The organism is Staphylococcus sp. HMSC06C11 (assembly GCF_001808345.1).
GTDB classification, from domain to species: Bacteria; Bacillota; Bacilli; order Staphylococcales; family Staphylococcaceae; genus Staphylococcus; species Staphylococcus capitis.
This window is the reverse complement of the sequence record NZ_KV793039.1, coordinates 45,445-68,447: the sequence shown is the minus strand read 5'-3', so window position 1 is coordinate 68,447 and position 23,003 is coordinate 45,445. Positions and strand designations below refer to the sequence as shown.

Genomic DNA, 23,003 nt, shown 5'->3' with positions numbered 1-23,003 from the left:
TAATCCACAAAATAAGCACGAATGACAAGAGAAATGAGAATAAAAGAAGTTTCAAGAAAGTCATGAAGTGCAACTCCACTTCTTTCACGAAGTGAAAGTTAGTGTTACTTATGCAACCGCAAAGCGGTTGTAACAAAAGGCGTATTAAGGCAATTACTTTTTAATGATCACAATGGACAAGCCATTGTGTAAGTATCACTAATCATTAAAATGAAAGTGATACTATATAAGCACTAAAGTGCTAAGCTATTTTAAGGAACGCCTGAGCTAAAGCTCATGCATAAGAAACGCTAAGCACTAAAGTGCTAAGTGTTTCTAAAAATTCTACTTGTATTTTAGAAAGTAAAATGGGAAAATATAGTAGTCTATGGATAGACACTTTTAAAGGAGGTGAATCGACGTGGAAAACTTCGATAAAGTAAAAGATATCATCGTTGACCGTTTAGGTGTTGATGCTGACAAAGTAACTGAAGATGCATCATTTAAAGATGATTTAGGCGCTGACTCACTTGATATCGCTGAATTAGTAATGGAATTAGAAGACGAATTTGGTACTGAAATTCCTGATGAAGAAGCTGAAAAAATCAACACTGTTGGTGATGCTGTTAAGTACATCAATAGCTTAGAAAAATAATAAACTTACATCTGAGTCGTCACTCACGTCGGCTCAGATTTTTTCTTTAGTTTTACTTTATTTTCACGTAAAATTAAGATGTATAAATATTTATTTTAGAGTTAGGAGGTTAGGCAGTGGCTAACCATAAAAAGAGAGAGATGGTCAAAGAATTTCAACAAAAATTTACCAACAAAATGAATGAGTGGGGTTTTAATTTTAATAATATCGATATGTATCAACAAGCGTTCTCACATTCGAGTTTTATCAATGATTTTAATATGAATCGACTTGATCATAATGAACGTTTAGAATTTTTAGGTGATGCGGTATTAGAATTGACGGTTTCACGCTATTTGTTTGATAAGCATCCTCATTTGCCAGAAGGTAATCTGACAAAGATGCGTGCAACAATTGTTTGTGAGCCCTCACTTGTAATATTTGCAAATAAAATTGATTTAAATGAACTTATTTTATTGGGTAAAGGTGAAGAAAAAACAGGCGGTAGAACTAGACCATCATTAATATCTGATGCTTTTGAAGCATTTGTAGGTGCTTTATATTTAGACCAAGGTTTAGATACTGTATGGAAATTTGCTGAGAAAGTCATTTTCCCATATGTAGAAGATGATGAATTAGTTGGTGTGGTCGACTTTAAAACACAGTTTCAAGAATACGTACATCGACAAAATAAAGGTGATGTGACCTATCGCCTTATTAAAGAAGAGGGTCCTGCCCACCATAGGTTATTTACTTCTGAAGTTATTTTAGAAAATAATGCAGTTGCAGAGGGTAAAGGAAAGACGAAGAAAGAATCCGAACAAAAGGCAGCCGAGCAAGCTTATAAGTCAATGAAGAAAAATGAGTCATTTTAATGTAGATGAGTGACATCTATAGAGAAGCATACGCATACATAATTATTAATTAATTAGAAATAGTAATAATGAGATTGTATTGTGACATGCTGATAAACTCAACATGAATGTGATAAGGAGAATAAGATGGTTTATTTAAAATCAATAGATGCCATAGGATTTAAGTCTTTTGCCGACCATACCAATGTCCAATTTGATAAAGGTGTGACAGCTATTGTTGGTCCTAATGGTAGTGGTAAAAGTAATATTACTGATGCAATTAAATGGGTATTAGGTGAACAATCAGCTAAATCGTTACGTGGTTCTAAAATGGAAGATATTATCTTTTCAGGAGCAGAACATAGAAAGGCTCAAAACTATGCTGAAGTAAAACTCAAATTAGATAATCATTCTAAAAAATTGCAGATTGATTCAGATGAATTAGTAGTCACTCGGCGTCTATACCGTAGTGGAGAAAGTGAATACTACTTAAATAACGATCGTGCTCGTTTAAAAGATATTATTGAAATCTTTTTAGATTCAGGTTTAGGAAAAGAAGCATTCAGCATCATCTCACAAGGTAGAGTTGACGAAATTTTAAATGCTAAACCTATCGACCGACGACAAATTATTGAAGAGTCAGCTGGCGTATTAAAATATAAAAAGCGGAAAGCTGAATCTATTAACAAGTTAGATCATACTGAAGATAATCTAACTCGTGTTGAAGATATCTTATATGATTTAGAAGGTCGAGTTGAACCACTTAAAGAAGAAGCAGCAATTGCTAAAGAATATCAACAGTTATCCAAACAAATGGAACAAAGTGATGTTATCGTTACGGTACATGACATCGATCAATATACGGAAGACAACACTAAATTAGACCAACGTTTAAATGAGTTGAAAAGTCAGCAAGCAGATAAAGAAGCACAACAAGCTCAAGTAAATCAATTGTTGCAAAAGTTCAAAGGCGAACGTCAGCAAGTTGATTCTGATATTGAAAAATTAAACTATGAATTAGTTAAAACAACAGAAACATATGAACAACTCGCTGGGAAATTAAATGTATTAGAAGAACGTAAAAAGAATCAATCAGAAACAAATGCTAGATATGAAGAAGAGCTTGAGAACTTAAATGCTCAGATTGAATCGATTGATCATGAAAAGCAACAAAATGAAGAAACGTTAAATGAACTTAAAGATAAACAGAAACATTTAAATAAAGAAGTACAAGATCTAGAGTCAATTCTGTACGTATCTGATGAACAACACGATGAAAAGCTTGAAGAAATTAAGAATAATTATTATACGCTAATGTCTGAACAATCGGACGTTAATAATGATATACGTTTTCTTGAACATACGATTAATGAAAACGAGGCAAAAAAATCTAGATTAGATTCGAGACTTGTTGAAGCATTTAATCAGTTAAAAGAGATACAAAATAATATTAATGAAACTGAAAAAAGTTATAAAATTTCTAAAAAGGCTTTAACAGAAGCGGAACAACACATTCACCGTATTGAAAAAGATTTAACCAAATCTAAAAAACAGCAATCTGAATATGAAGATAAGCTGTATCAAGCCTACAGATATAATGAAAAATTAAAATCTAGAATTGATAGTTTAGCTACTCAAGAGGAGGATTATACGTATTTCTTCAATGGGGTTAAACACATTCTCAAAGCTAAAGATAACGAATTGAGAGGAATTCATGGCGCAGTAGCTGAAGTGATTGATGTTCCATCTCAAATGACTCAAGCAATAGAAACAGCTTTAGGTGCATCACTTCAACATGTCATCGTTGATAATGAGAAAGATGGGAGACAGGCGATTCAATTTTTAAAGCAACGCAATTTAGGGCGTGCGACATTTTTACCTTTAAATGTTATTAAGCCACGACATATTGCGTCAGATATTAAAGAGATAGCTCGTCAAACTGAAGGGTTTATTAATATTGCGTCAGATGCTGTAAATGTTTCTTCCAAGTACCAAAGTGTCATTGAAAATTTATTAGGAAATACAATCATCGTTAATGATTTAAAACATGCTAATGAATTAGCTAGAGCTATACGTTATCGTACTCGAATTGTAACTTTAGAAGGAGATGTAGTTAATCCTGGTGGTTCAATGACTGGCGGTGGTGCACGAAAATCGAAAAGTATTCTTTCTCAAAAGGATGAACTATCAAAAATGCGTCATCAACTTGAGGATTATCAACGTCAAACTGCTGATTTTGAACGTCATTTTAAAGAATTAAAAGACAAGTCCGAACAATTAAGTGAGCAGTATTTCGATGCGAGCCAACAATATAATACGTTAAAAGAAAAAGTGCATCATCATGAATTAGAGTTAGATCGTTTAAAAACACAAGAGACGCATCTTAAGAACGAACATGAAGAATTTGAATTTGAGAAAAATGATGGTTATCAAAGTGATAAAAGTAAAGAAACTTTAACGCAAAAACAGGCGCGTTTATCTGAAATCCAACAACAATTGACTGAATTAGAGAGTGAAATTGAACGTTATACTCAATTGTCTAAAGAAGGTAAAGAATCAACAACTAAAACCCAACAACAACTTCATCAAAAACAATCCGATTTAGCAGTGGTGAAAGAGCGAATAAAATCTCAAAAAGTCGAGATTGAACGTTTAGTTAAACAACAAGAATCAACGCAGCAACAAATTAAGACTGTTGAAGAGAAAATAAGGCTGTTTAATTCTGACGAAATGATGGGTGAACAAGCATTTGAGGATTTGAAATCTCAAATTCAAGAACAAGAAGAGGCACGTGATCAGCTTAATCAACAACATGAAGAACTTAAACAACAACGTATCAATCTAAATGAAACGATTGAGAATAATGAAAGTCAGCTACAAGTTTGTCATCAAGATATTTTAGCTATCGAAAATCATTATCAAGATATTAAAGCAAAACAATCAAAATTAGATGTGTTGATTAATCACGCGATAGACCATCTGAATGATGTATATCAGTTAACTGTAGAGAGAGCACGCGCTTTATATGAATCTAATGAACCTATTGAAAGTCTACGTAAGAAAGTCAAACTTACGAAAATGTCTATAGATGAGTTGGGTCCAGTAAACTTAAATGCTATTGAACAGTTCGAGGACTTAAATGAACGTTATACCTTCCTCAATGAGCAACGCACGGATTTAAGAGAAGCTAAAGAGACACTTGAACAAATCATTAATGAAATGGATCGTGAAGTAGAAGGACGTTTTAAAGAAACATTCCATGCGGTACAAGACCACTTTACAACTGTCTTCAAACAATTATTCGGTGGCGGACAAGCTGAACTACGTTTAACAGAAGACGATTACTTATCAGCAGGTGTTGATATTATTGTTCAACCTCCTGGTAAAAAGCTTCAACATCTTTCTTTATTAAGCGGTGGTGAACGCGCATTAAGTGCTATAGCATTATTATTTGCAATTCTTAAGGTACGTTCTGCTCCATTTGTTATACTAGATGAGGTAGAGGCAGCGTTAGATGAAGCAAATGTGATTCGCTACGCTCAATACTTAAATGAACTATCAGAACAAACACAATTTATAGTTATTACTCATCGTAAAGGAACGATGGAGTTCTCTGACCGTTTATATGGAGTCACAATGCAAGAGTCAGGTGTTTCTAAGTTAGTTAGCGTTAACCTAAATACTATAGATGAGGTTATGAAGGAGGAACAAGCATGAGTTTTTTTAAACGCTTAAAAGATAAATTTTCAGGTAAAAGTGAAGATGAGATTCAAAAAGAATTAACTGAAGATGTGGAATCAAACGAAACAAGTGATTCGGATGCATCAAGTGAATCAGGTGAACCCAATGTCACTGATACAATCGAAGAGCCTAAACCTAAGAAAAAACCAAAAAAATTAAGTGAAGCTGATTTCGACGAAGATGGTTTAATCTCAATTGAGGACTTTGAAGAAATTGAAGCCCAAAAAATTGGTGCGAAATTTAAAGCTGGTTTAGAAAAATCACGTCAAAATTTCCAAGAACAGTTAAATAATTTAATTGCACGCTATAGAAAAGTAGACGAAGATTTCTTTGAAGCACTTGAAGAAATGCTTATTACGGCTGACGTTGGTTTCAATACAGTAATGAAATTGACAGATGAATTACGCACGGAAGCGCAAAGACGCAATATTCAGGAAACTGAAGATTTACGTGAAGTTATTGTTGAAAAAATTGTCGAGATTTATCACCAAGAAGACGATCATTCAGAAGCAATGAATCTTGAAGATGGTAGATTGAACGTTATCTTAATGGTTGGTGTCAATGGTGTTGGTAAGACCACTACAATTGGTAAGTTAGCATATCGATATCAACAAGAAGGTAAAAAAGTGATGCTTGCAGCTGGAGATACATTCAGAGCTGGCGCAATCCAACAATTAAAAGTTTGGGGAGACCGTGTAGGCGTGGAAGTTGTAAGTCAGAGTGAAGGCTCTGATCCAGCAGCAGTAGTATACGATGCAATTAACGCCGCAAAAAATAAAGGTGTAGATATTTTAATTTGTGATACTGCAGGTCGTCTACAAAATAAATCTAACTTAATGCAAGAACTTGATAAAATGAAACGTGTAATTAGTCGAGCAATCCCTGATGCACCTCATGAAGCATTACTATGTTTAGATGCTACAACAGGTCAAAATGCGTTGTCACAAGCGCGTTCATTTAAAGACGTGACAAATGTTTCAGGTATTGTATTAACCAAATTAGATGGTACTGCTAAAGGTGGTATCGTTCTTGCCATACGTAATGAATTGCATATCCCTGTTAAATATGTAGGCTTAGGTGAAAAACTTGATGACTTACAACCATTTAACCCTGAAAGTTACGTATACGGTTTATTTGCTGATATGATCGAACAAAATGAAGATATTCCTGATGAATTAATTGATGAATCGTCGAATGAAACTGAAGAAGGTACTCAAGATGGGCCAAGATGATTTAGTTAAAACAATTAGAATGAATTATTTGTTTGATTTTTATCAATCATTATTAACTCAAAAGCAGAAAAGCTATTTGGAATTATTTTATTTACGAGATTATTCATTAAGTGAAATCGCTGATACATTTGAAGTGAGTAGACAGGCAGTTTATGATAATATAAGAAGAACTGGCGATTTAGTAGAAGATTATGAAACTAAACTAGGTTTATATAGAAGATTTGAGAAACGCCAAGAAATTTATGATTTAATGAAACAATCTCTTAATAATCCAGATTTACTAAAAGAATATATCACTCAATTAGAAGAGTTAGAGTAGTAATAATTAAAAAAAGGAGGGCACTAGTAATGGCATTTGAAGGATTATCCGATCGATTGCAAGCCACGATGCAAAAAATGCGTGGTAAGGGTAAAGTTACTGAAGCGGATATCAAAACAATGATGCGAGAAGTACGATTAGCATTATTAGAAGCCGATGTTAACTTTAAAGTTGTTAAAGAGTTCGTTAAAACTGTTTCTGACCGTGCTTTAGGTTCAGATGTTATGCAATCTTTAACACCCGGCCAACAAGTGATTAAAATTGTTCAAGAAGAACTTACAAGCTTGATGGGTGGAGAAAACACATCTATTAAAATGGCAAATAAACCACCTACTGTTGTCATGATGGTTGGTTTACAAGGTGCCGGTAAAACTACAACTGCTGGTAAATTAGCATTATTAATGCGTAAAAAATATAATAAAAAGCCGATGTTAGTTGCAGGAGATATTTATCGTCCAGCTGCGATTGACCAATTACAAACTGTTGGTAAACAAATTGACATACCTGTATATAGTGAAGGTGACCAAGTTCAGCCTCAACAAATTGTTGAAAATGCATTGAAACATGCTAAAGAAGAACATTTAGATTTTGTCATCATCGATACAGCGGGACGTTTACACATTGATGAAGCGTTAATGAATGAGTTACAAGAAGTTAAAGAAATTTCTAAACCAGATGAAATTATGCTAGTTGTTGACGCAATGACAGGTCAAGATGCTGTCAATGTTGCGCAATCATTTGACGATCAACTAGATGTATCAGGTGTAACTTTAACGAAACTTGATGGTGATACACGTGGCGGTGCTGCATTATCTATACGTTCGGTGACTCAGAAACCTATTAAATTTGTAGGTATGAGTGAGAAATTAGATGGTTTAGAACTATTCCATCCTGAACGTATGGCTTCTCGTATCTTAGGTATGGGTGACGTGTTAAGCTTAATTGAAAAAGCACAACAAGATGTTGACCAAGAAAAAGCTAAAGATTTAGAGAAGAAAATGCGTGACTCTTCATTTACATTGGATGATTTCTTAGAACAATTAGACCAAGTTAAAAACTTAGGTCCTTTAGATGATATTATGAAAATGATTCCTGGGATGAACAAAATGAAAGGATTGGATAAGCTTAATATGAGCGACAAACAAATCGATCATATTAAAGCGATTATTCAGTCTATGACTCCTAAAGAACGTTCAAACCCAGAAACACTAAATGTTTCTCGTAAGAAACGTATAGCTAAGGGTTCTGGTCGTTCATTACAAGAAGTCAATCGTCTTATGAAACAGTTCAATGATATGAAGAAAATGATGAAACAATTTACTGGTGGCGGCAAAGGTAAAAAAGGTAAGCGAAGCCAAATGGAGAATATGTTAAAAGGTATGAATTTACCATTTTAATAAACATTTTTAAAACATCGGACAATTTTGTTGATTGTTCGATGTTTATTAATTGTGGAAACCCTAGCTAAAAGCTAGTGTGTAAGTCCCACTAACTAAATAAATATAAAGGTACGCCTGAGCTAAAGCTCATATACGCCGTGATTGATTGGGAATTATGCTTATAATACCCTAATCAATTGTGCGGGGGCGAGAAGACGAATTCATGATGAATTCTGTCTCGCTCCCATAACCAAATCTACGATTTATTTCATAAATCTAATAGAGGAACACCCTAGCTAAAAGCTAGTGTGTAAGTCCCACTAACTAAATAAATTTAGAAGTGGGGCTTTAGGTAAAGAAAAAAGTCTTTACAAACTTTTGTGTAACTGTTAATATTTATTCTTGTAGAAAATAAAATGAAAACACATAAAGGAGAGTAATTTAAATGGCAGTTAAAATTCGTTTAACACGTTTAGGTTCTAAAAGAAACCCATTCTATCGTATCGTAGTTGCTGATGCACGTTCACCACGTGATGGTCGTATCATCGAGCAAGTAGGTACTTACAATCCAGCAAATGTTAATGCACCAGAAGTTAAAATTGATGAAGAGTTAGCTTTAAAATGGTTACACGATGGTGCTAAACCAACAGATACAGTTCACAACATTTTATCAAGAGAAGGTATCTTGAAAAAATTTGATGAACAAAAAAATGCTAAATAATTAGCTTAAATTGTTGTAAGTCTGAGACATTATTAATGTCTCAGACTTTTTTAACTTTTGGATAGAATTAAACACATTTAAAAGAGGCATGACTTATTCTCTTTTTTCTAAAGTTTCTCTTATATATCATGCTTACATCGTAATTTCCAAACAATTTGAAATGATTGTTATATCACTTTTTATATAACCACGCATACGTGATAAAATATACATAATTCATTTTCAAAAAAGTTAAAAATAGATAGACTAGGAGGGGCGTTGAATGGAAGTAGAAGTAGGACAAATTGTAAATACACATGGAATTAAAGGCGAAATTAAAGTTAAGTCGAATTCAGATTTTACAGAAACACGATTTCAACCAGGTGAAAATTTAATTGTTAAACACAATAATGAAGATATCGAATATACTGTTTCATCTTATCGCATACATAAAGGGTTTCACATGTTAAAATTTGAAGGAATAAACAATATTAATGATATTGAACATCTCAAAGGTGATTATCTATATCAAGAACGTGATCATGAAGATATCGAGTTGGATGAACATGAGTTTTATTATTCGGATATCATAGGATGTACAGTTTTTGATGATACAGATACTCCTATCGGTCGAGTAATTAATATCTTTGAGACTGGCGCCAATGATGTGTGGGTTGTTAAAGGAGATAAAGAGTATCTTATTCCATACATTGAAGATGTGGTTAAAGATATAGATGTGGAAGGTAAATCAATTAAAATTACACCTATGGAAGGATTGTTAGATTAATGAAAATTGATTATTTAACGTTATTTCCAGAAATGTTTGATGGTGTGCTGAATCATTCGATTTTGAAACGCGCTCAAGATAAAGAAATTATTGATGTAAATACAATAAATTTTCGAGATTATTCAATCAACAAACATAATCAAGTGGATGATTACCCATTTGGCGGTGGGCAAGGCATGGTGTTAAAACCTGAGCCTGTTTTTAATGCTATGGAAGATTTAAAAAGAGATGACGATACGCGTGTGATATTAATGTGTCCTCAAGGTAAACCTTTTACTCAAGAGATAGCTCAAGAGTTAAGTAAATCGCAACATATTGTATTTATTTGTGGTCATTATGAGGGCTATGATGAACGAATCAGAGAGCATCTTGTTTCTGATGAAATTTCTATGGGAGATTATGTGCTTACAGGTGGAGAGTTACCTGCAATGACTATGACTGATGCAATTGTGCGCTTGATTCCTGGAGTGTTAGGCAATGAAGCTTCCCATCAAGATGATTCATTTTCAGATGGATTATTAGAATTTCCTCAATATACAAGACCAAGAGAATATAAAGAAATGAAGGTGCCGGATGTCTTATTATCCGGAAATCACGCTCACATTGAACAATGGAGACATGAACAAAAATTGATTCGCACTTACGAAAAACGACCGGATCTTTTAGAAAATTATGAGCTCAGTCAAAAAGATAAAGAAATTTTAGAAACGTACAAAAAGCAATTGAAAAACAAGTAGCGTTATGCTAACATAATTTAAGTGTGAAAAAACACTAAAAATCACTATGATCCGCTGCTATACTTTTGTCTAGGCAAGAACATAGGTTGAAGGAGAGAATTTATAATGAGTAATCATAAGTTAATCGAAGCAGTAACTAAATCACAATTACGTACTGACTTACCTACTTTCCGTTCTGGTGACACTTTACGTGTACACGTTCGTATCGTAGAGGGTTCACGTGAACGTATCCAAGTCTTCGAAGGTGTTGTAATTAAACGCCGTGGTGGAGGAATTTCTGAAACTTTCACAGTTCGTAAAATTTCTTCAGGTGTAGGTGTGGAAAGAACATTCCCATTACACACTCCAAAAATTGAAAAAATCGAAGTTAAACGTCGCGGTAAAGTACGTCGTGCTAAATTATACTACTTACGTAGTTTACGTGGTAAAGCTGCTAGAATCCAAGAAATTCGTTAATCAGCAAACTCGACATTTTCAACACAAGTTATTTGTAACTTGTAATAAAGATAAAGCTTTCAAACATCTTAATCAAAGGTGTTTGAAAGCTTTTTTGTTTCATTTGAATGTTAAGTACTTACAAAATCGTATAAATAAAACACACCATTGTCTTTAAGAATGATATGCCTCCTAAAAGTTGGACTGAAAATCTAAAATTAGGGGCGGACATTTTATAAGTAAATATTACAAATTTTAAATCAAGTTAAAAATAGTTCAAGACTATTTAAATGAATGTCTAAGAATGTCATATTTATACAAAATAACCCATCAACAACTCTGTTGATGGGCAATATTCTAACTTATATTTAATTATTACAATTTAACATTCACTAAAAGGAAATCATTTTCCTCTTAAAAACAGAATTAATATAATAAATCCTGCAACAATATAGTAAAATAATAAAAAATATATCGCATGTATTGGATTGTTGTCTACAATAATTCCTTTATTCCAAATTACTTTAGATATTGTGTACAGACATACAAAAGCCAATGGAAATGCGAATAATATGTATTTTTTCAAAGAACCACATCCTATTTCACTTTACTATTGGCATATCTACTACATTCATCATAAGTCCATGTCAAACTAGCTGCTAATCCAACTACAGTACCTTTACCGCCTAATTTCAATATTATTTTAGCTGCTTTTTGCCAACTTCCTGTAGTCATTGCGTCAATTAAAGTACCCGTAGCAGACACACCTAATATTTCAGGAATTTTATTGTAAAGGCAACCATTACGTACTTTCAGCCATTTCTTCGCATGTTTTTGTTCTGCTGGACTTGCATTTGGCGCATCATCTCCATAATTACCGGCGGCTCTTGATGCTGTTCCGCTATGTTTATATTGATTTGCATCTTGATCTGACAAAAGTAGTCCTTTTTTACTTAACCCATTTATTATTTCTGATTAATATTTGTTATTTTGCAAATTATTCACAATGGTAGATTTTTGATATCCTAAAATTTTACCTTCTGACTTTATTGAAGACTGTTCAAACGTAACCTGTAATGCTTGTGCTAATTCATCGACTTCTTTTTGATTATATTTATGCCCTTCCTCAGCTTTAGAAGAAAATGGAGAAACTACAGTTAATGCTAATACAAACGACAGCAAAGAGATTACAAATCTTGACAATAGTTTATTCATTTTTACAAACAAAACCAAAACTACAATCTTGGTATTTTGTGATACATTTTACTTTTATCATATTGTATAGTTAGGTTTTGTATTATTTCCTATATGTCTGAGTTAAGTTCTTAAACGTCCTATATTAGTTTTTGACTGTTGTTTTAAATAATATTATAAATTAATGTCCAAGCGTTATTTATCACCTGAGAGTTCGCTTTGACTATGTGTAGCATGACCTAGAAAGAAGTATATATGTTCAAAGAGAATCACATATTTCAAAGTATGTCTAAAAAAGGTAACTGGCTATATAATTTTTATAATAATACTAGAATTAAGTCAAAATTTAAAGACTTGTCTCCTAAACAACATTGGAAACAAATCTTTAAAATAACATACTGAACTAAGGTACAACTTTTGGGATTCAATACATAAGTTAACGCAGTTCAAATCAAAATGATTAAACTTTATTTTTTTCTTACTTTTTTAGTAAACATGATACTTAAAATGACTCCAATGATACTTAAAATAATTAACCAATAAAAATGTGACGGTGTGTAAGTCAATCTAATCGTTGTTTGTCCAGCTTTAGCTGGAATTGTAGTCATAATTCCGTTACCTTTTTTTACATCTAAAGGCTTACCGTTGGCTCTAGCTTGCATGCCATTTTCATAAGCTATAGGTAACACGATATATCCGTTATCGTTTTTATTTTTAGTAATCGTATAACCATTTCTCTCTTTTTTTACTTTTACTGAATGTAATTGTTTAGAAGCTTTTTTAAGTGTGTGATAATTTTCCCCATAAATTCCTTTAATCTTAAATCTATACGTACCTTCAGACATATGAATATTAAGTTTGTCTGAAGCTTTCACACGCATTGTTACAGGTGATACCACACGTCGATATTTATATGACAACGCATTTCGATTTTGACTATATTCATTTACGCCAATACTATGTTCCTTATCAGGAGTGAGCATTTCAACATCCATTTCGAGATACATGTCTTTATACTTTTTAGTTAAAGAATGAGGTAATGTGAGTTGAACGCCTCCATTATTTTTATCTACCTTTAGCTGATTTTTCTTTTTCCATTGTGAATCTTTTAATTGTAGTTGAGCATCATTTAATAGATTTTTATTAGGGCTAAACGTAGTGTTAACACTTTTCGTATTATTATCGAATACCACACCTTGAAGCATCGCTTGTTCTCTATCTAGAGGTGAGTTTAAGTTATTAGAATCATAGACTTTATGCGTAATGTGTGCGCTTGGATAAGAAATCGTATTCTTTGAGTGAATCCATTGATCTTTCCCATCTTTGATAAGATCTTTCTTTTTAAATCCATAAGGCATGTTTAAGTCATTAGGATGTCTTAATCTATCTTGTACATTCCATAAAGCCATCAAATTCGCTCGATTACCTAAATAGCGATATGTACTATTTTTATCTACAGGCATGTTGATTTGCATTGTTTTATCATAGTATTTTAAAATTTGACCGTTGAAAATGCTTGAATATAAAGATGTACCATTGTAGTGATATATAAATGGTGAGTTAAGTGCGTAAAATGAAAAATAATCTAATCTTTTCAAAGGATCTAGTTTATCACTAGTCATTTGATTAATTTTATTGTTTAATACTTTACTTCTATAACTTGAATCGTTAATAGTGTCCATCGTAGTTTGGTATGGTTCAATAGTTATTTTTTTTGAATCATTTACCATAATAACTTGTTCAACTAAAAATAGAATAACTAGCCCGATTGCTATCCATTTTCTTTTTAAAAGTGATTTCCTGTATAATAATAAGCCAATAACTATCATTATTATAATTGCAATATACATCCAATTTACAGAGCGATCAGTGTAAGTGATGTAAAAACAGCTATATAAAAATATAGGTATAGCTATAATTAAATAATTCTTTAGAGATAATTCGCTTAAATGTTGTATGAAAAGTGCAATTAAAGCGCCTGATGATAATGCTAAAAAGTAAACCCAACGTCTTTGAGGTAATGAGAATCCATTGAATGCACTATCAAACCATTGTGATAAAGAACCAATGAGTAGTAACCAAGTTGCAATGGCGAATAACTTATAATAATAATGTTGATATAGCTTGAATGAAAATAACGCAATAATTACAATAATAGAAATTGTTATATAAAAACCATCAGTAAATATATTATAATTTTTTTCAAATAAATTGGTTAAAAAGGTAATTCCAAATTTAGGATTCTGTGATCTATCATTATTTAAAAATGAAGAAACACCAGTATAAAGACCAAATAAACTTGATAAAACACTTAATAAAGTAGCGATAACTAATATGTAAAATTTTTGCCAACGATTAACAATATCTTGCGGATGTACTGCAAGGAGGCGATAAATAAAATAAAATCCTAATACAACCGCTTCATAATAACTAAAATAGAAATTAGTGAATAGTGTAAATGTAATTGCAAAGATAAACCATCCTAACTTGCGCTCTCTAAAAAATCTTTCCATAGCCCAAATTGACATAGGTAGCATGATAAGTAAGTTACCATAAAATGACCAAGTAAAATTATAATATGTCATAACGGTAGACATGCCATACAAAATAGTTGCAATAAACATAGGTGCGGGTTTGAATTTCAAATACATAAACAAATAAAAAGTAAAAATCAAAGTAATTACAGTTCGCACATATGCCATAACAAGTTGATTAGTTGGCCAAAAGCTAATGTCATGTGGATTAATATGAATAGTATGTTCAAGTCCCCAAATACATGCAAAATTGATCCACATAAGTGGTGACATTGAGTAGTAATATGCTAATGATTTCACATAATCTCCACCCAAACCAAAAGAGGCATCATAGAACCCTTTAAAAGAAGCAAAATGTTCATACAGATACATTTGGAAAGGCATCATTTGCCTAAAACCATCACCACTTCCACTGAAAACGTCGCCTTTTGTCATGTATTGATAGATAAATGGAAAGTAGAGTATTAATGAAAGGATACAGCTTAATATTAGGATAGATAGAAATCGCCTTTTAGGTGTTTGCCAAAACTTTTTAATCACGGTGAATCCTCATCTTTCTTTTTATTGAATTCGTATATCTTATATATATCATACTAAAAATAATACTTATAAATGAAATAAATATCATTGTTTTCCAATAAGGGGGCTGATATTTAATAATTATAGTTTGATCATTCTTGTTTACTGGAACACCAGTCATCATATAATTTACTTTGTGGATGTTAACTTGACGGCCGTCAATATAAGCACGCATACCAGCTCGATAAGGAATATTTATGGTAGCTAAACCTTTAGAGTGTTGACCGAGATTCACTTTCACACTATTTTTAATATCATTGTAATCCATATTAAAGTTTGCATTATGATGTGCAGTTTTGAGTGTCTTATAATTTTCTCCACTGAGATTGAGTAACTTAAATTTGAAACCGCCATTTGGAGATAATTTAATAGAAATATTGCCGTTTTTATCAGGTTGGGTCCGATAAAGTTGTGTGTTTATCCCAGTTTTGTAGACTGAATTATTATAAAGACGGTTATTAAAGTAATTATTAACATTTACAGTGTAATTACTGTCTGGATTACCTCGTTTAATATATAAAGTTATATAAAAGTCCTGATATTGCTTACGGATTTTTTTAGGTATATGAATGTTAACAATTCCTATATTATTTTTAACTTCTAACTGATTATTTCCTTTACTTTTAATATTCTTAGTAGTTATACGTGCATGTTTTAGTAAATTCTTACTTTGAGAATTGAAATCTTTGCCATTTGAATCTACAATCGCTCCTTTAAGCATTGCATGTTCACGGTCTATCGGTGTTTTTAAGCTTTGACTATTATATAGGTTATTAGTCACTTTAACGCTAGGTAAATTAAGCTGATTTTCATATATGTCATATTGGCCGCTCGATTTCACTTTTTTGAAGTAAGTAGGTATATTATTTTGATATTTTTTTAACATTACATATTTAATTGAGAATAAACTATCGATATTTTGTCTAGCATTAGTCGATTGATAACGACTAAGTGATTCCTCTGCTAAATTAATTTTCAAAGCATCATAATAGAAATCCAAGATATTGTGATGAAAGATACTTGAATAGAGACTCAAACCTTTAAAGTTTTGATACATCGGCGTATTGTCCTGCTCGTTAACCCGCCAATCAATACGTTGGTCATCCTTCTTACTATTCTTCATTTCTTTAACTAATGCTCTTTGTAAATCAGAGCTATATAGACTTGAATTCGCATAAAATGTATTCGCACGATCCTGATGGTCTTGGAAGTAAATTTGATTTTTTATAAAAACAAAACTCACCATCATACTTAAGGCAACAATTGAAATGATATAAATATATGTAAGTTGTATGCGAACCTTTCTCTCTTTTAAAAATAAAATTAATAATCCAATAATTGAAACTACCGGTACAAGTATTAACCATGGTAAGAATTTATGATAACAATAGGCGCTAATATAAATAATGAGTTGGGCGATCAAACTTGTAGTGATATATGATTTAACACTCACCGTTCTAAAGTACTTTACATATAGTCCGATTAATAAAGATGATGAAAAGGCTAAAATAAAATGCCAACGCTTCTGAGGTGCTGAAAATCCATTAAAAATTTGATCTATAAGTGGTATAAAAGTAAATATGATGAGTACTACGGTCATCAGTGCAAATAATCGATAATAGTAGTGTCTATATAATTTAAAGGTTAATATACTTTGAATTGTTAAAAATAAAATGACGATAAGATAGTTATCGAAGAATATGTTTGTATTAATATTCAGATGCTCAAAAGTTGGAACATTTCCAGAGAATGATACCCGTCTATTGTTTACGAAACTTTGTACGCTGTGAAAGAAAATAAATAAGCTATTTCCTAAAGCTAATACTGCTGGGATAAGTAAAGTGCACAAGGTTCTTATTCGTGTTGAATCATCATCAGGATGCCTAAACATGATTCTAATTAAGCCATAAACACTAGCAATAATTAAAAAATAGTAAGCAAAATAGAAATTATTTATTAATACTAATGTAATAGTTAAGATTAACAGACCACTTTTACGTTGTTGAATTGACTTTTCCATGGCCAATAAAAGTAAAGGTAACCAAATAAACACATCACTGAAAAATGGCCAATAAGCTGTAAATCTGAAATAGAGTGGTGAGATTACAAATAAAAATGCGGTAAATATACTCAAAATTTTATTTTTAAAAATGTATTGAGCATATAAAAATGTACAATAAAGCGCAATCGTCCCCTTAAAAATTGAGACGATTAAAGCGTTATTCATCCAAAACATCACTTGATGTGTATCTAAAGATATGAATAATTTTACAAACGAAATAATTAGAACATTAATGATAAATAATAAATTTGTTGAAAAATAATAACTTAAATCAGTGAAGAAATCCCCACCTAAGCCAAAGTTAGACGCATAAAATAGATTCCCTTGATGCCACTGATTGTAAAGATACATTTGTATTGGAACCATTTGTTCCATGCCATCATTTGGACCAGTTGATAAAATACCATCGTGATAAAAACGATATACGACATAACTATGTCCAATAAGTGATAGCACTATAAATAATACGGTATAACTTAAAACTCTTTTCATTAATTACTCCTAAATAACTTGATGCTTGTTATCTAATTCTCTTATTAGTTATTTAAATTGTAGGCGATAGCGTCAATGAATGAAAGTGATTTTGTTTAAGATATGTGATGTTTACACAAACTTAAATTTTGAGTTATTTAATGTTGTTATTCATTTTTAAAAATAAAAGATAAGCATGTTACACTTAAAGTGGTTGTATAAACAGAATTAAAGTATAATTAATAAGTCGAATTAATTATACGATTATTATAAAATGAACATGAAAGTAAGGTGATATTAATGGCGATACAATGGTATCCAGGACATATGGCGAAAGCTAAAAGAGAAGTGAGTGAGCAACTCAAAAAGGTTGATGTAGTATTTGAGTTAGTTGATGCTCGTATTCCATATAGTTCTAGAAATCCTATGATCGATGAAGTTATTAAACAAAAACCGCGAGTGGTTATTTTAAATAAAAAAGACATGACTAACTTAAAAGAATTAGAAAAGTGGGAAGGATTCTTTAAGGAACAAGGGTTCTTTCCGGTAGCAGTTGATGCTAAACATGGTAAAAATTTAAAAAATGTAGAGGCTGAAGCAATAAAAGCTACGAAAGAAAAATTTGAACGTGAAAAGGAGAAAGGGCTTAAACCGAGAGCGATACGTGCAATGATTGTTGGTATTCCAAATGTCGGGAAATCAACTTTAATTAATAAATTGGCAAAACGTAGTATTGCAGAAACAGGTAATAAACCAGGTGTTACTAAACAACAACAGTGGATTAAAGTTGGGAAATCACTTCAATTGTTAGATACACCAGGAATATTATGGCCTAAATTTGAGGACGAGGAAGTCGGTAAGAAATTAAGTTTGACTGGTGCAATCAAGGATAGCATCGTTCATTTAGATGAAGTAGCAATTTATGGCTTAAACTTCATGTTTGAACATGATTTAGAAGGTCTCAGACAACATTACAATATAGATGTAGACAAAGATGCAGAAATTTTAGAGTGGTTTGATGCGATTGGTCGTAGGAGAGGCCTTCTTCAAAAAGGTAATGAAGTAGATTATGAATCAGTCATTGAATTAATCATTAATGATATGAGAAATGCTAAGATAGGTACATATTGTTTTGATATTTTAAAAGAAATGAAGAGTGACTTATAAATGACATCAACAATTAAAGAAATACGTGATCAACTTGCATTAATTCAATCTATAGAAGAACTTGAAGCGCATGTAGCTAATAAAGATACCCGAAAAGGAGTTCAAAAAGCTATAGAATCACGTAAAAAGTATTTAATCAAACAACAAGAACTAGAAAACAATTATATTAGTATGAATCACTACGAAAATGAAATATTGAATCATGACAACGAGGCATTAATATGTGGAATCGATGAGGTAGGACGAGGACCACTCGCTGGTCCTGTTGTTGCTTGTGCAGTCATATTAAATAAAGGCCATCATTATCTTGGGTTAAATGACTCTAAAAAGCTACCAGCTAAACAGCGCTTAATTTTAAATGAAGAATTGAAAAATAATGTTACGAGTTACGCTTATGGAATTGCAACTCCACAAGAAATTGATGACTTGAATATTTATAAAGCTACACAGGTAGCCATGCAAAGAGCGATTAATCAATTAAGTATTCAACCTACACATTTACTTATTGATGCAATGAAACTCGATAATGATATTCCTCAAACATCAATTATAAAAGGAGATGCTAAAAGTGTTTCAATTGCTGCAGCTAGTATTATGGCGAAAGAATATCGTGATAATTATATGAAAGAACTAGCTAATGATTATCCTAATTACGGATTTGAAAAAAATGTTGGATATGGTACTAAACAGCATTTAGAGGCAATTGACACATTTGGTGTAATAAATGAACATCGCAAATCCTTTGAACCTATCAAGTCGATGTTAAAATAATTTGAATTTTAATTTAATTGCAAAAAATATGGTCTTTCAGTTTACAATAGCGCTTTCATTTTTTATAATTAAAAGGGAACTTAACCTAAGAAACAGGAGGATGGAAGATGAATATCCACGAGTATCAAGGTAAAGAAATATTTCGTTCTATGGGCGTAGCCGTTCCAGAAGGACGAGTAGCATTCACTGCTGAAGAAGCGGTGGAAAAAGCGAAAGAATTAGATTCAGATGTATATGTGGTTAAAGCACAAATACACGCTGGGGGTAGAGGTAAAGCAGGCGGTGTAAAAATTGCTAAATCACTTTCTGAAGTTGAAACTTACGCTAATGAATTATTAGGGAAACAATTAGTTACTCACCAAACAGGACCTGAAGGTAAAGAAGTTAAACGCTTATATATCGAACAAGGTTGCGATATTCAGAAAGAATATTATGTTGGTTTCGTAATTGACCGTGCAACAGACAAAGTTACTTTAATGGCGTCTGAAGAGGGTGGTACTGAGATTGAAGAAGTGGCAGCTAAGACACCTGAGAAAATCTTTAAAGAAACAATCGACCCAGTTGTAGGTTTATCTCCTTATCAAGCACGTCGTATTGCTTTCAACATTAATATTCCTAAAGAATCTATTGGTAAAGCAACTAAATTCTTATTAGCACTTTATAACGTGTTCATTGAAAAAGATTGCTCTATCGTAGAAATTAATCCACTAGTAACTACTGGTGACGGACAAGTATTAGCTCTAGACGCTAAATTAAACTTCGACGATAATGCATTATTTAGACATAAAGATATCGTTGAATTACGTGATTTAGAAGAAGAAGATCCTAAAGAAATCGAAGCATCTAAATATGACTTATCATATATCGCTTTAGACGGTGATATCGGTTGTATGGTTAACGGTGCAGGTTTAGCTATGGCAACAATGGATACTATTAATCATTTTGGTGGAAATCCAGCTAACTTCTTAGATGTTGGTGGCGGTGCTACTAAAGAAAAAGTTACTGAAGCTTTCAAAATCATTTTAGGTGATGACAATGTTAGAGGTATCTTTGTAAATATCTTTGGTGGAATTATGAAATGTGACGTTATCGCAGAAGGTATCGTAGCAGCAGTTAAAGAAGTAGAATTAACTTTACCATTAGTAGTACGTTTAGAAGGTACAAATGTTGAGCGCGGTAAAGAAATCTTAAACGACTCAGGTTTAGCAATTGAACCAGCAGCTACTATGGCTGAAGGTGCACAAAAAATCGTTAAACTTGTTAAAGAAGCGTAAGGAAAGGATGGGAGCACTAAGATGAGTGTATTTATTGATAAAAATACGAAAGTAATGGTACAAGGTATCACAGGGTCTACTGCCCTTTTCCATACAAAACAAATGCTTGATTATGGAACACAAATTGTCGCAGGGGTAACACCAGGTAAAGGTGGACAAGTTGTAGAAGGTGTTCCTGTTTATAATACAGTTGAAGAAGCTAAAAATGAAACTGGCGCTAACGTATCAGTTGTATATGTTCCAGCACCATTTGCTGCAGATTCAATTTTAGAAGCAGCTGAAGCTGAATTAGATATGGTTATCTGTATTACTGAACATATTCCAGTTGTGGATATGGTTAAAGTTAAACGTTATTTACAAGGACGTAAGACACGTTTAGTAGGACCAAACTGCCCAGGTGTTATTACGGCAGATGAGTGTAAAATCGGAATTATGCCTGGTTACATCCATAAAAAAGGTCACGTAGGTGTTGTATCTCGTTCAGGTACTTTAACTTATGAAGCCGTACATCAATTAACTGAAGAAGGCATCGGTCAAACAACGGCTGTTGGTATCGGTGGTGACCCAGTTAATGGTACAAACTTCATTGATGTATTAAAAGAATTCAATGAAGATCCTGAAACTAAAGCAGTAGTAATGATTGGTGAAATTGGTGGTACTGCTGAAGAAGAAGCTGCACAATGGATTAAAGATAATATGAATAAACCAGTAGTAGGATTTATTGGTGGTCAAACTGCACCTCCAGGAAAACGTATGGGACACGCTGGTGCAATTATCTCTGGTGGTAAAGGTACTGCAGATGAAAAAATCAAAACATTAAATGATTGTGGTGTTGAAACTGCAGATACACCATCAGAAATTGGTACAACTTTAATCGAAGCAGCTAAAAAAGCTGGAATCTATGATGAATTATTAACAGTTGATAAATAATTGATAGATTTTTATTAGACTCGAACCTTTAATTAGGTTCGAGTTTTTTTATAGTCTTAGTGGAAGTGATATATATAATAGTAGAAACTCGTCACCGTTTAATGAATGATGAGTTTGGAAAATTACTCCTTACAATCACATTAAATTTAACACTTATATGTCTTTAAATAGTAATAACCAACTGGGTTAAATTGAGCTATAATACTTCTAAAGGAGTAATGCATAGTGATTCAACACACTTTATTGAAGCTCTATTGGGCTAATTTCGCCACAACGCAAGTTCATCAATTTATTAAAGAATATCCAGAAGTTATTTCAGAAAACGCACTAATTCAAAATAAGATGATTGAGGATTGGGCTAAAAGACAAACCTCATCCACAGTCAGGAGAAAATTGAGCTTATTTAAATCACTTAATACAGAAGTTATATTTCAAGAAATGACTAAAATGAACCTCAAATATTTAACTTACTTTGATAAACATTATCCTCAATTACTTAAAGAAATTTATGATTTCCCATATGTAATTTTTTATAAAGGAAATAAACAACTATTTAATTGTCCTCATACTTTAGCTGTTATAGGCTCAAGAAAGTCAACCTTATATACAACTCAAGCTTTGGAATATCTTTTCCCATCATTTAAATCACTAAAAATGACGATTATTTCAGGATTAGCATATGGTGCAGATAGTATAGCTCACCAAGTCGCACTAAAAAATAAACTTCCAACAATAGGCGTTCTTGGCTTCGGCCATTCATATCATTATCCTAAATCATCTTTAAAGACAAGAGAGAATATCGAACGAAAAGGACTAGTTATAAGTGAGTATCCACCTCATTCTCCCATAACCAGATATAAATTTCCTGAAAGAAATAGATTGATTAGTGGACTCGCTCGGGGTCTATTAATTACAGAAGCAGAGAAAATAAGCGGTAGTCAAATAACAGTAGACTGCGCTTTAGAACAAAACCGGAATGTATATGTTTTACCAGGATCAATGTTTAATCCTATGACCAAAAGTAATTTACTTAGACTTCAAGAGGGGGCACAAGTCGTTTTAGATGAATGTAGTATTCTTTCAGACTACATTTTCTAAAATACTTTTGAATATACCTCTATTTATAGTGAATGACATGTATTAAATTAGTTAAAGTTTTATGTGACAAAATTAATAATATTTGTAACAAAATGTGAATTTAAAAATTAAAACGTTGACAAACAC

Annotated in this window: 18 protein-coding genes and 1 pseudogene; 15 read left to right on the top strand and 4 right to left on the bottom strand. The window is 32.3% G+C overall.

Going from position 1 to position 23,003, the window contains the following annotated elements; genetic code table 11:
• Positions 1-400: 400 nt before the first annotated feature.
• The 10 genes from HMPREF3154_RS06155 to rplS all read left to right on the top strand — a co-directional run bounded on the left by HMPREF3154_RS06155 (position 401) and on the right by rplS (position 10,818).
• The gene (locus tag HMPREF3154_RS06155; RefSeq protein WP_001830184.1) at positions 401-634 is read left to right on the top strand and encodes an acyl carrier protein; all 234 of its coding nucleotides are present in this window, start codon (positions 401-403) and stop codon (positions 632-634) included.
• Positions 635-774: 140 nt separating this feature from the next.
• Entirely contained in the window at positions 775-1,488 is a 714-nt protein-coding gene (gene rnc / locus HMPREF3154_RS06150) for a ribonuclease III (protein WP_218926218.1), read from the top strand.
• A gap of 126 nt (positions 1,489-1,614) precedes the next feature.
• Positions 1,615-5,184: a chromosome segregation protein SMC gene (gene smc / locus HMPREF3154_RS06145; protein ID WP_023350408.1), complete on the top strand. Its 3,570-nt coding sequence runs from the start codon at positions 1,615-1,617 to the stop codon at positions 5,182-5,184.
• Positions 5,181-6,440, top strand: a complete 1,260-nt coding sequence (gene ftsY / locus HMPREF3154_RS06140; RefSeq protein ID WP_023350407.1) for a signal recognition particle-docking protein FtsY — start codon at positions 5,181-5,183, stop codon at positions 6,438-6,440. The genes smc and ftsY overlap by 4 nt, the downstream gene beginning before the upstream one ends.
• Positions 6,427-6,759 (top strand): putative DNA-binding protein, encoded by a 333-nt coding sequence (locus HMPREF3154_RS06135; protein WP_070474470.1) that lies wholly within the window; start codon positions 6,427-6,429, stop codon positions 6,757-6,759. The genes ftsY and HMPREF3154_RS06135 overlap by 14 nt, the downstream gene beginning before the upstream one ends.
• Positions 6,760-6,788: 29 nt before the next feature.
• Entirely contained in the window at positions 6,789-8,156 is a 1,368-nt protein-coding gene (ffh, locus tag HMPREF3154_RS06130; RefSeq protein WP_002435148.1) for a signal recognition particle protein, read from the top strand.
• Positions 8,157-8,583: 427 nt separating this feature from the next.
• Positions 8,584-8,859 carry a 30S ribosomal protein S16 gene (rpsP, locus tag HMPREF3154_RS06125; protein ID WP_002453071.1) on the top strand — a complete coding sequence of 92 codons (276 nt, stop codon included), beginning with the start codon at positions 8,584-8,586 and terminating at the stop codon, positions 8,857-8,859.
• Between the two features lie 262 nt (positions 8,860-9,121).
• A complete protein-coding gene (gene rimM, locus HMPREF3154_RS06120; protein ID WP_023350406.1) occupies positions 9,122-9,625 on the top strand; it encodes a ribosome maturation factor RimM in 504 nt (167 codons plus the stop codon).
• Positions 9,625-10,362 (top strand): tRNA (guanosine(37)-N1)-methyltransferase TrmD, encoded by a 738-nt coding sequence (gene trmD, locus HMPREF3154_RS06115; RefSeq protein ID WP_023350405.1) that lies wholly within the window; start codon positions 9,625-9,627, stop codon positions 10,360-10,362. The genes rimM and trmD overlap by 1 nt, the downstream gene beginning before the upstream one ends.
• Before the next feature lie 105 nt (positions 10,363-10,467).
• Positions 10,468-10,818, top strand: a complete 351-nt coding sequence (rplS, locus tag HMPREF3154_RS06110) for a 50S ribosomal protein L19 (protein WP_002436293.1) — start codon at positions 10,468-10,470, stop codon at positions 10,816-10,818.
• A gap of 576 nt (positions 10,819-11,394) precedes the next feature.
• On the opposite strand, the gene HMPREF3154_RS06105 is transcribed toward rplS, so the two are convergent.
• The 4 genes from HMPREF3154_RS06105 to HMPREF3154_RS06090 form a co-directional block, all read right to left on the bottom strand.
• The gene (locus tag HMPREF3154_RS06105; protein ID WP_023350404.1) at positions 11,395-11,733 is read right to left on the bottom strand and encodes a hypothetical protein; all 339 of its coding nucleotides are present in this window, start codon (positions 11,731-11,733) and stop codon (positions 11,395-11,397) included.
• A gap of 39 nt (positions 11,734-11,772) precedes the next feature.
• Entirely contained in the window at positions 11,773-11,979 is a 207-nt protein-coding gene (locus HMPREF3154_RS06100) for a hypothetical protein (protein WP_226859621.1), read from the bottom strand.
• 479 nt (positions 11,980-12,458) lie between these two features.
• Positions 12,459-15,065 (bottom strand): YfhO family protein, encoded by a 2,607-nt coding sequence (locus HMPREF3154_RS06095; RefSeq protein WP_023350401.1) that lies wholly within the window; start codon positions 15,063-15,065, stop codon positions 12,459-12,461.
• Positions 15,058-17,658, bottom strand: coding sequence for a YfhO family protein (locus HMPREF3154_RS06090; RefSeq protein ID WP_070474467.1), 2,601 nt, complete (start codon positions 17,656-17,658; stop codon positions 15,058-15,060). The genes HMPREF3154_RS06095 and HMPREF3154_RS06090 overlap by 8 nt, the downstream gene beginning before the upstream one ends.
• Before the next feature lie 279 nt (positions 17,659-17,937).
• On the opposite strand from HMPREF3154_RS06090, the pseudogene ylqF reads away from it, so the two are divergent.
• From ylqF to dprA, 5 genes and pseudogenes are all read left to right on the top strand, one after another.
• A pseudogene (gene ylqF / locus HMPREF3154_RS06085) lies at positions 17,938-18,821 on the top strand (ribosome biogenesis GTPase YlqF).
• Positions 18,805-19,575 carry a ribonuclease HII gene (locus tag HMPREF3154_RS06080; protein WP_070474464.1) on the top strand — a complete coding sequence of 257 codons (771 nt, stop codon included), beginning with the start codon at positions 18,805-18,807 and terminating at the stop codon, positions 19,573-19,575. Before ylqF ends, HMPREF3154_RS06080 begins: the two are co-directional and overlap by 17 nt.
• A gap of 107 nt (positions 19,576-19,682) precedes the next feature.
• Positions 19,683-20,849 (top strand): ADP-forming succinate--CoA ligase subunit beta, encoded by a 1,167-nt coding sequence (gene sucC, locus HMPREF3154_RS06075; protein ID WP_002436291.1) that lies wholly within the window; start codon positions 19,683-19,685, stop codon positions 20,847-20,849.
• A 21-nt stretch (positions 20,850-20,870) separates the two neighbouring features.
• A complete protein-coding gene (gene sucD, locus HMPREF3154_RS06070) occupies positions 20,871-21,779 on the top strand; it encodes a succinate--CoA ligase subunit alpha (RefSeq protein WP_002436344.1) in 909 nt (302 codons plus the stop codon).
• Positions 21,780-22,004: 225 nt separating this feature from the next.
• The gene (gene dprA / locus HMPREF3154_RS06065) at positions 22,005-22,877 is read left to right on the top strand and encodes a DNA-processing protein DprA (RefSeq protein ID WP_023350397.1); all 873 of its coding nucleotides are present in this window, start codon (positions 22,005-22,007) and stop codon (positions 22,875-22,877) included.
• Positions 22,878-23,003: the final 126 nt, after the last annotated feature.

Coding starts and splice junctions, on each gene's coding strand:
- rnc (WP_218926218.1), top strand. CDS start 775: ATGGTCAAAGAATTTCAACAAAAATTTACCAACAAAATGAATGAGTGG.
- smc (WP_023350408.1), top strand. CDS start 1,615: ATGGTTTATTTAAAATCAATAGATGCCATAGGATTTAAGTCTTTTGCC.
- ftsY (WP_023350407.1), top strand. CDS start 5,181: ATGAGTTTTTTTAAACGCTTAAAAGATAAATTTTCAGGTAAAAGTGAA.
- HMPREF3154_RS06135 (WP_070474470.1), top strand. CDS start 6,427: ATGGGCCAAGATGATTTAGTTAAAACAATTAGAATGAATTATTTGTTT.
- ffh (WP_002435148.1), top strand. CDS start 6,789: ATGGCATTTGAAGGATTATCCGATCGATTGCAAGCCACGATGCAAAAA.
- rpsP (WP_002453071.1), top strand. CDS start 8,584: ATGGCAGTTAAAATTCGTTTAACACGTTTAGGTTCTAAAAGAAACCCA.
- rimM (WP_023350406.1), top strand. CDS start 9,122: ATGGAAGTAGAAGTAGGACAAATTGTAAATACACATGGAATTAAAGGC.
- trmD (WP_023350405.1), top strand. CDS start 9,625: ATGAAAATTGATTATTTAACGTTATTTCCAGAAATGTTTGATGGTGTG.
- rplS (WP_002436293.1), top strand. CDS start 10,468: ATGAGTAATCATAAGTTAATCGAAGCAGTAACTAAATCACAATTACGT.
- HMPREF3154_RS06090 (WP_070474467.1), bottom strand. CDS start 17,658: ATGAAAAGAGTTTTAAGTTATACCGTATTATTTATAGTGCTATCACTT.
- HMPREF3154_RS06080 (WP_070474464.1), top strand. CDS start 18,805: ATGACATCAACAATTAAAGAAATACGTGATCAACTTGCATTAATTCAA.
- sucC (WP_002436291.1), top strand. CDS start 19,683: ATGAATATCCACGAGTATCAAGGTAAAGAAATATTTCGTTCTATGGGC.
- sucD (WP_002436344.1), top strand. CDS start 20,871: ATGAGTGTATTTATTGATAAAAATACGAAAGTAATGGTACAAGGTATC.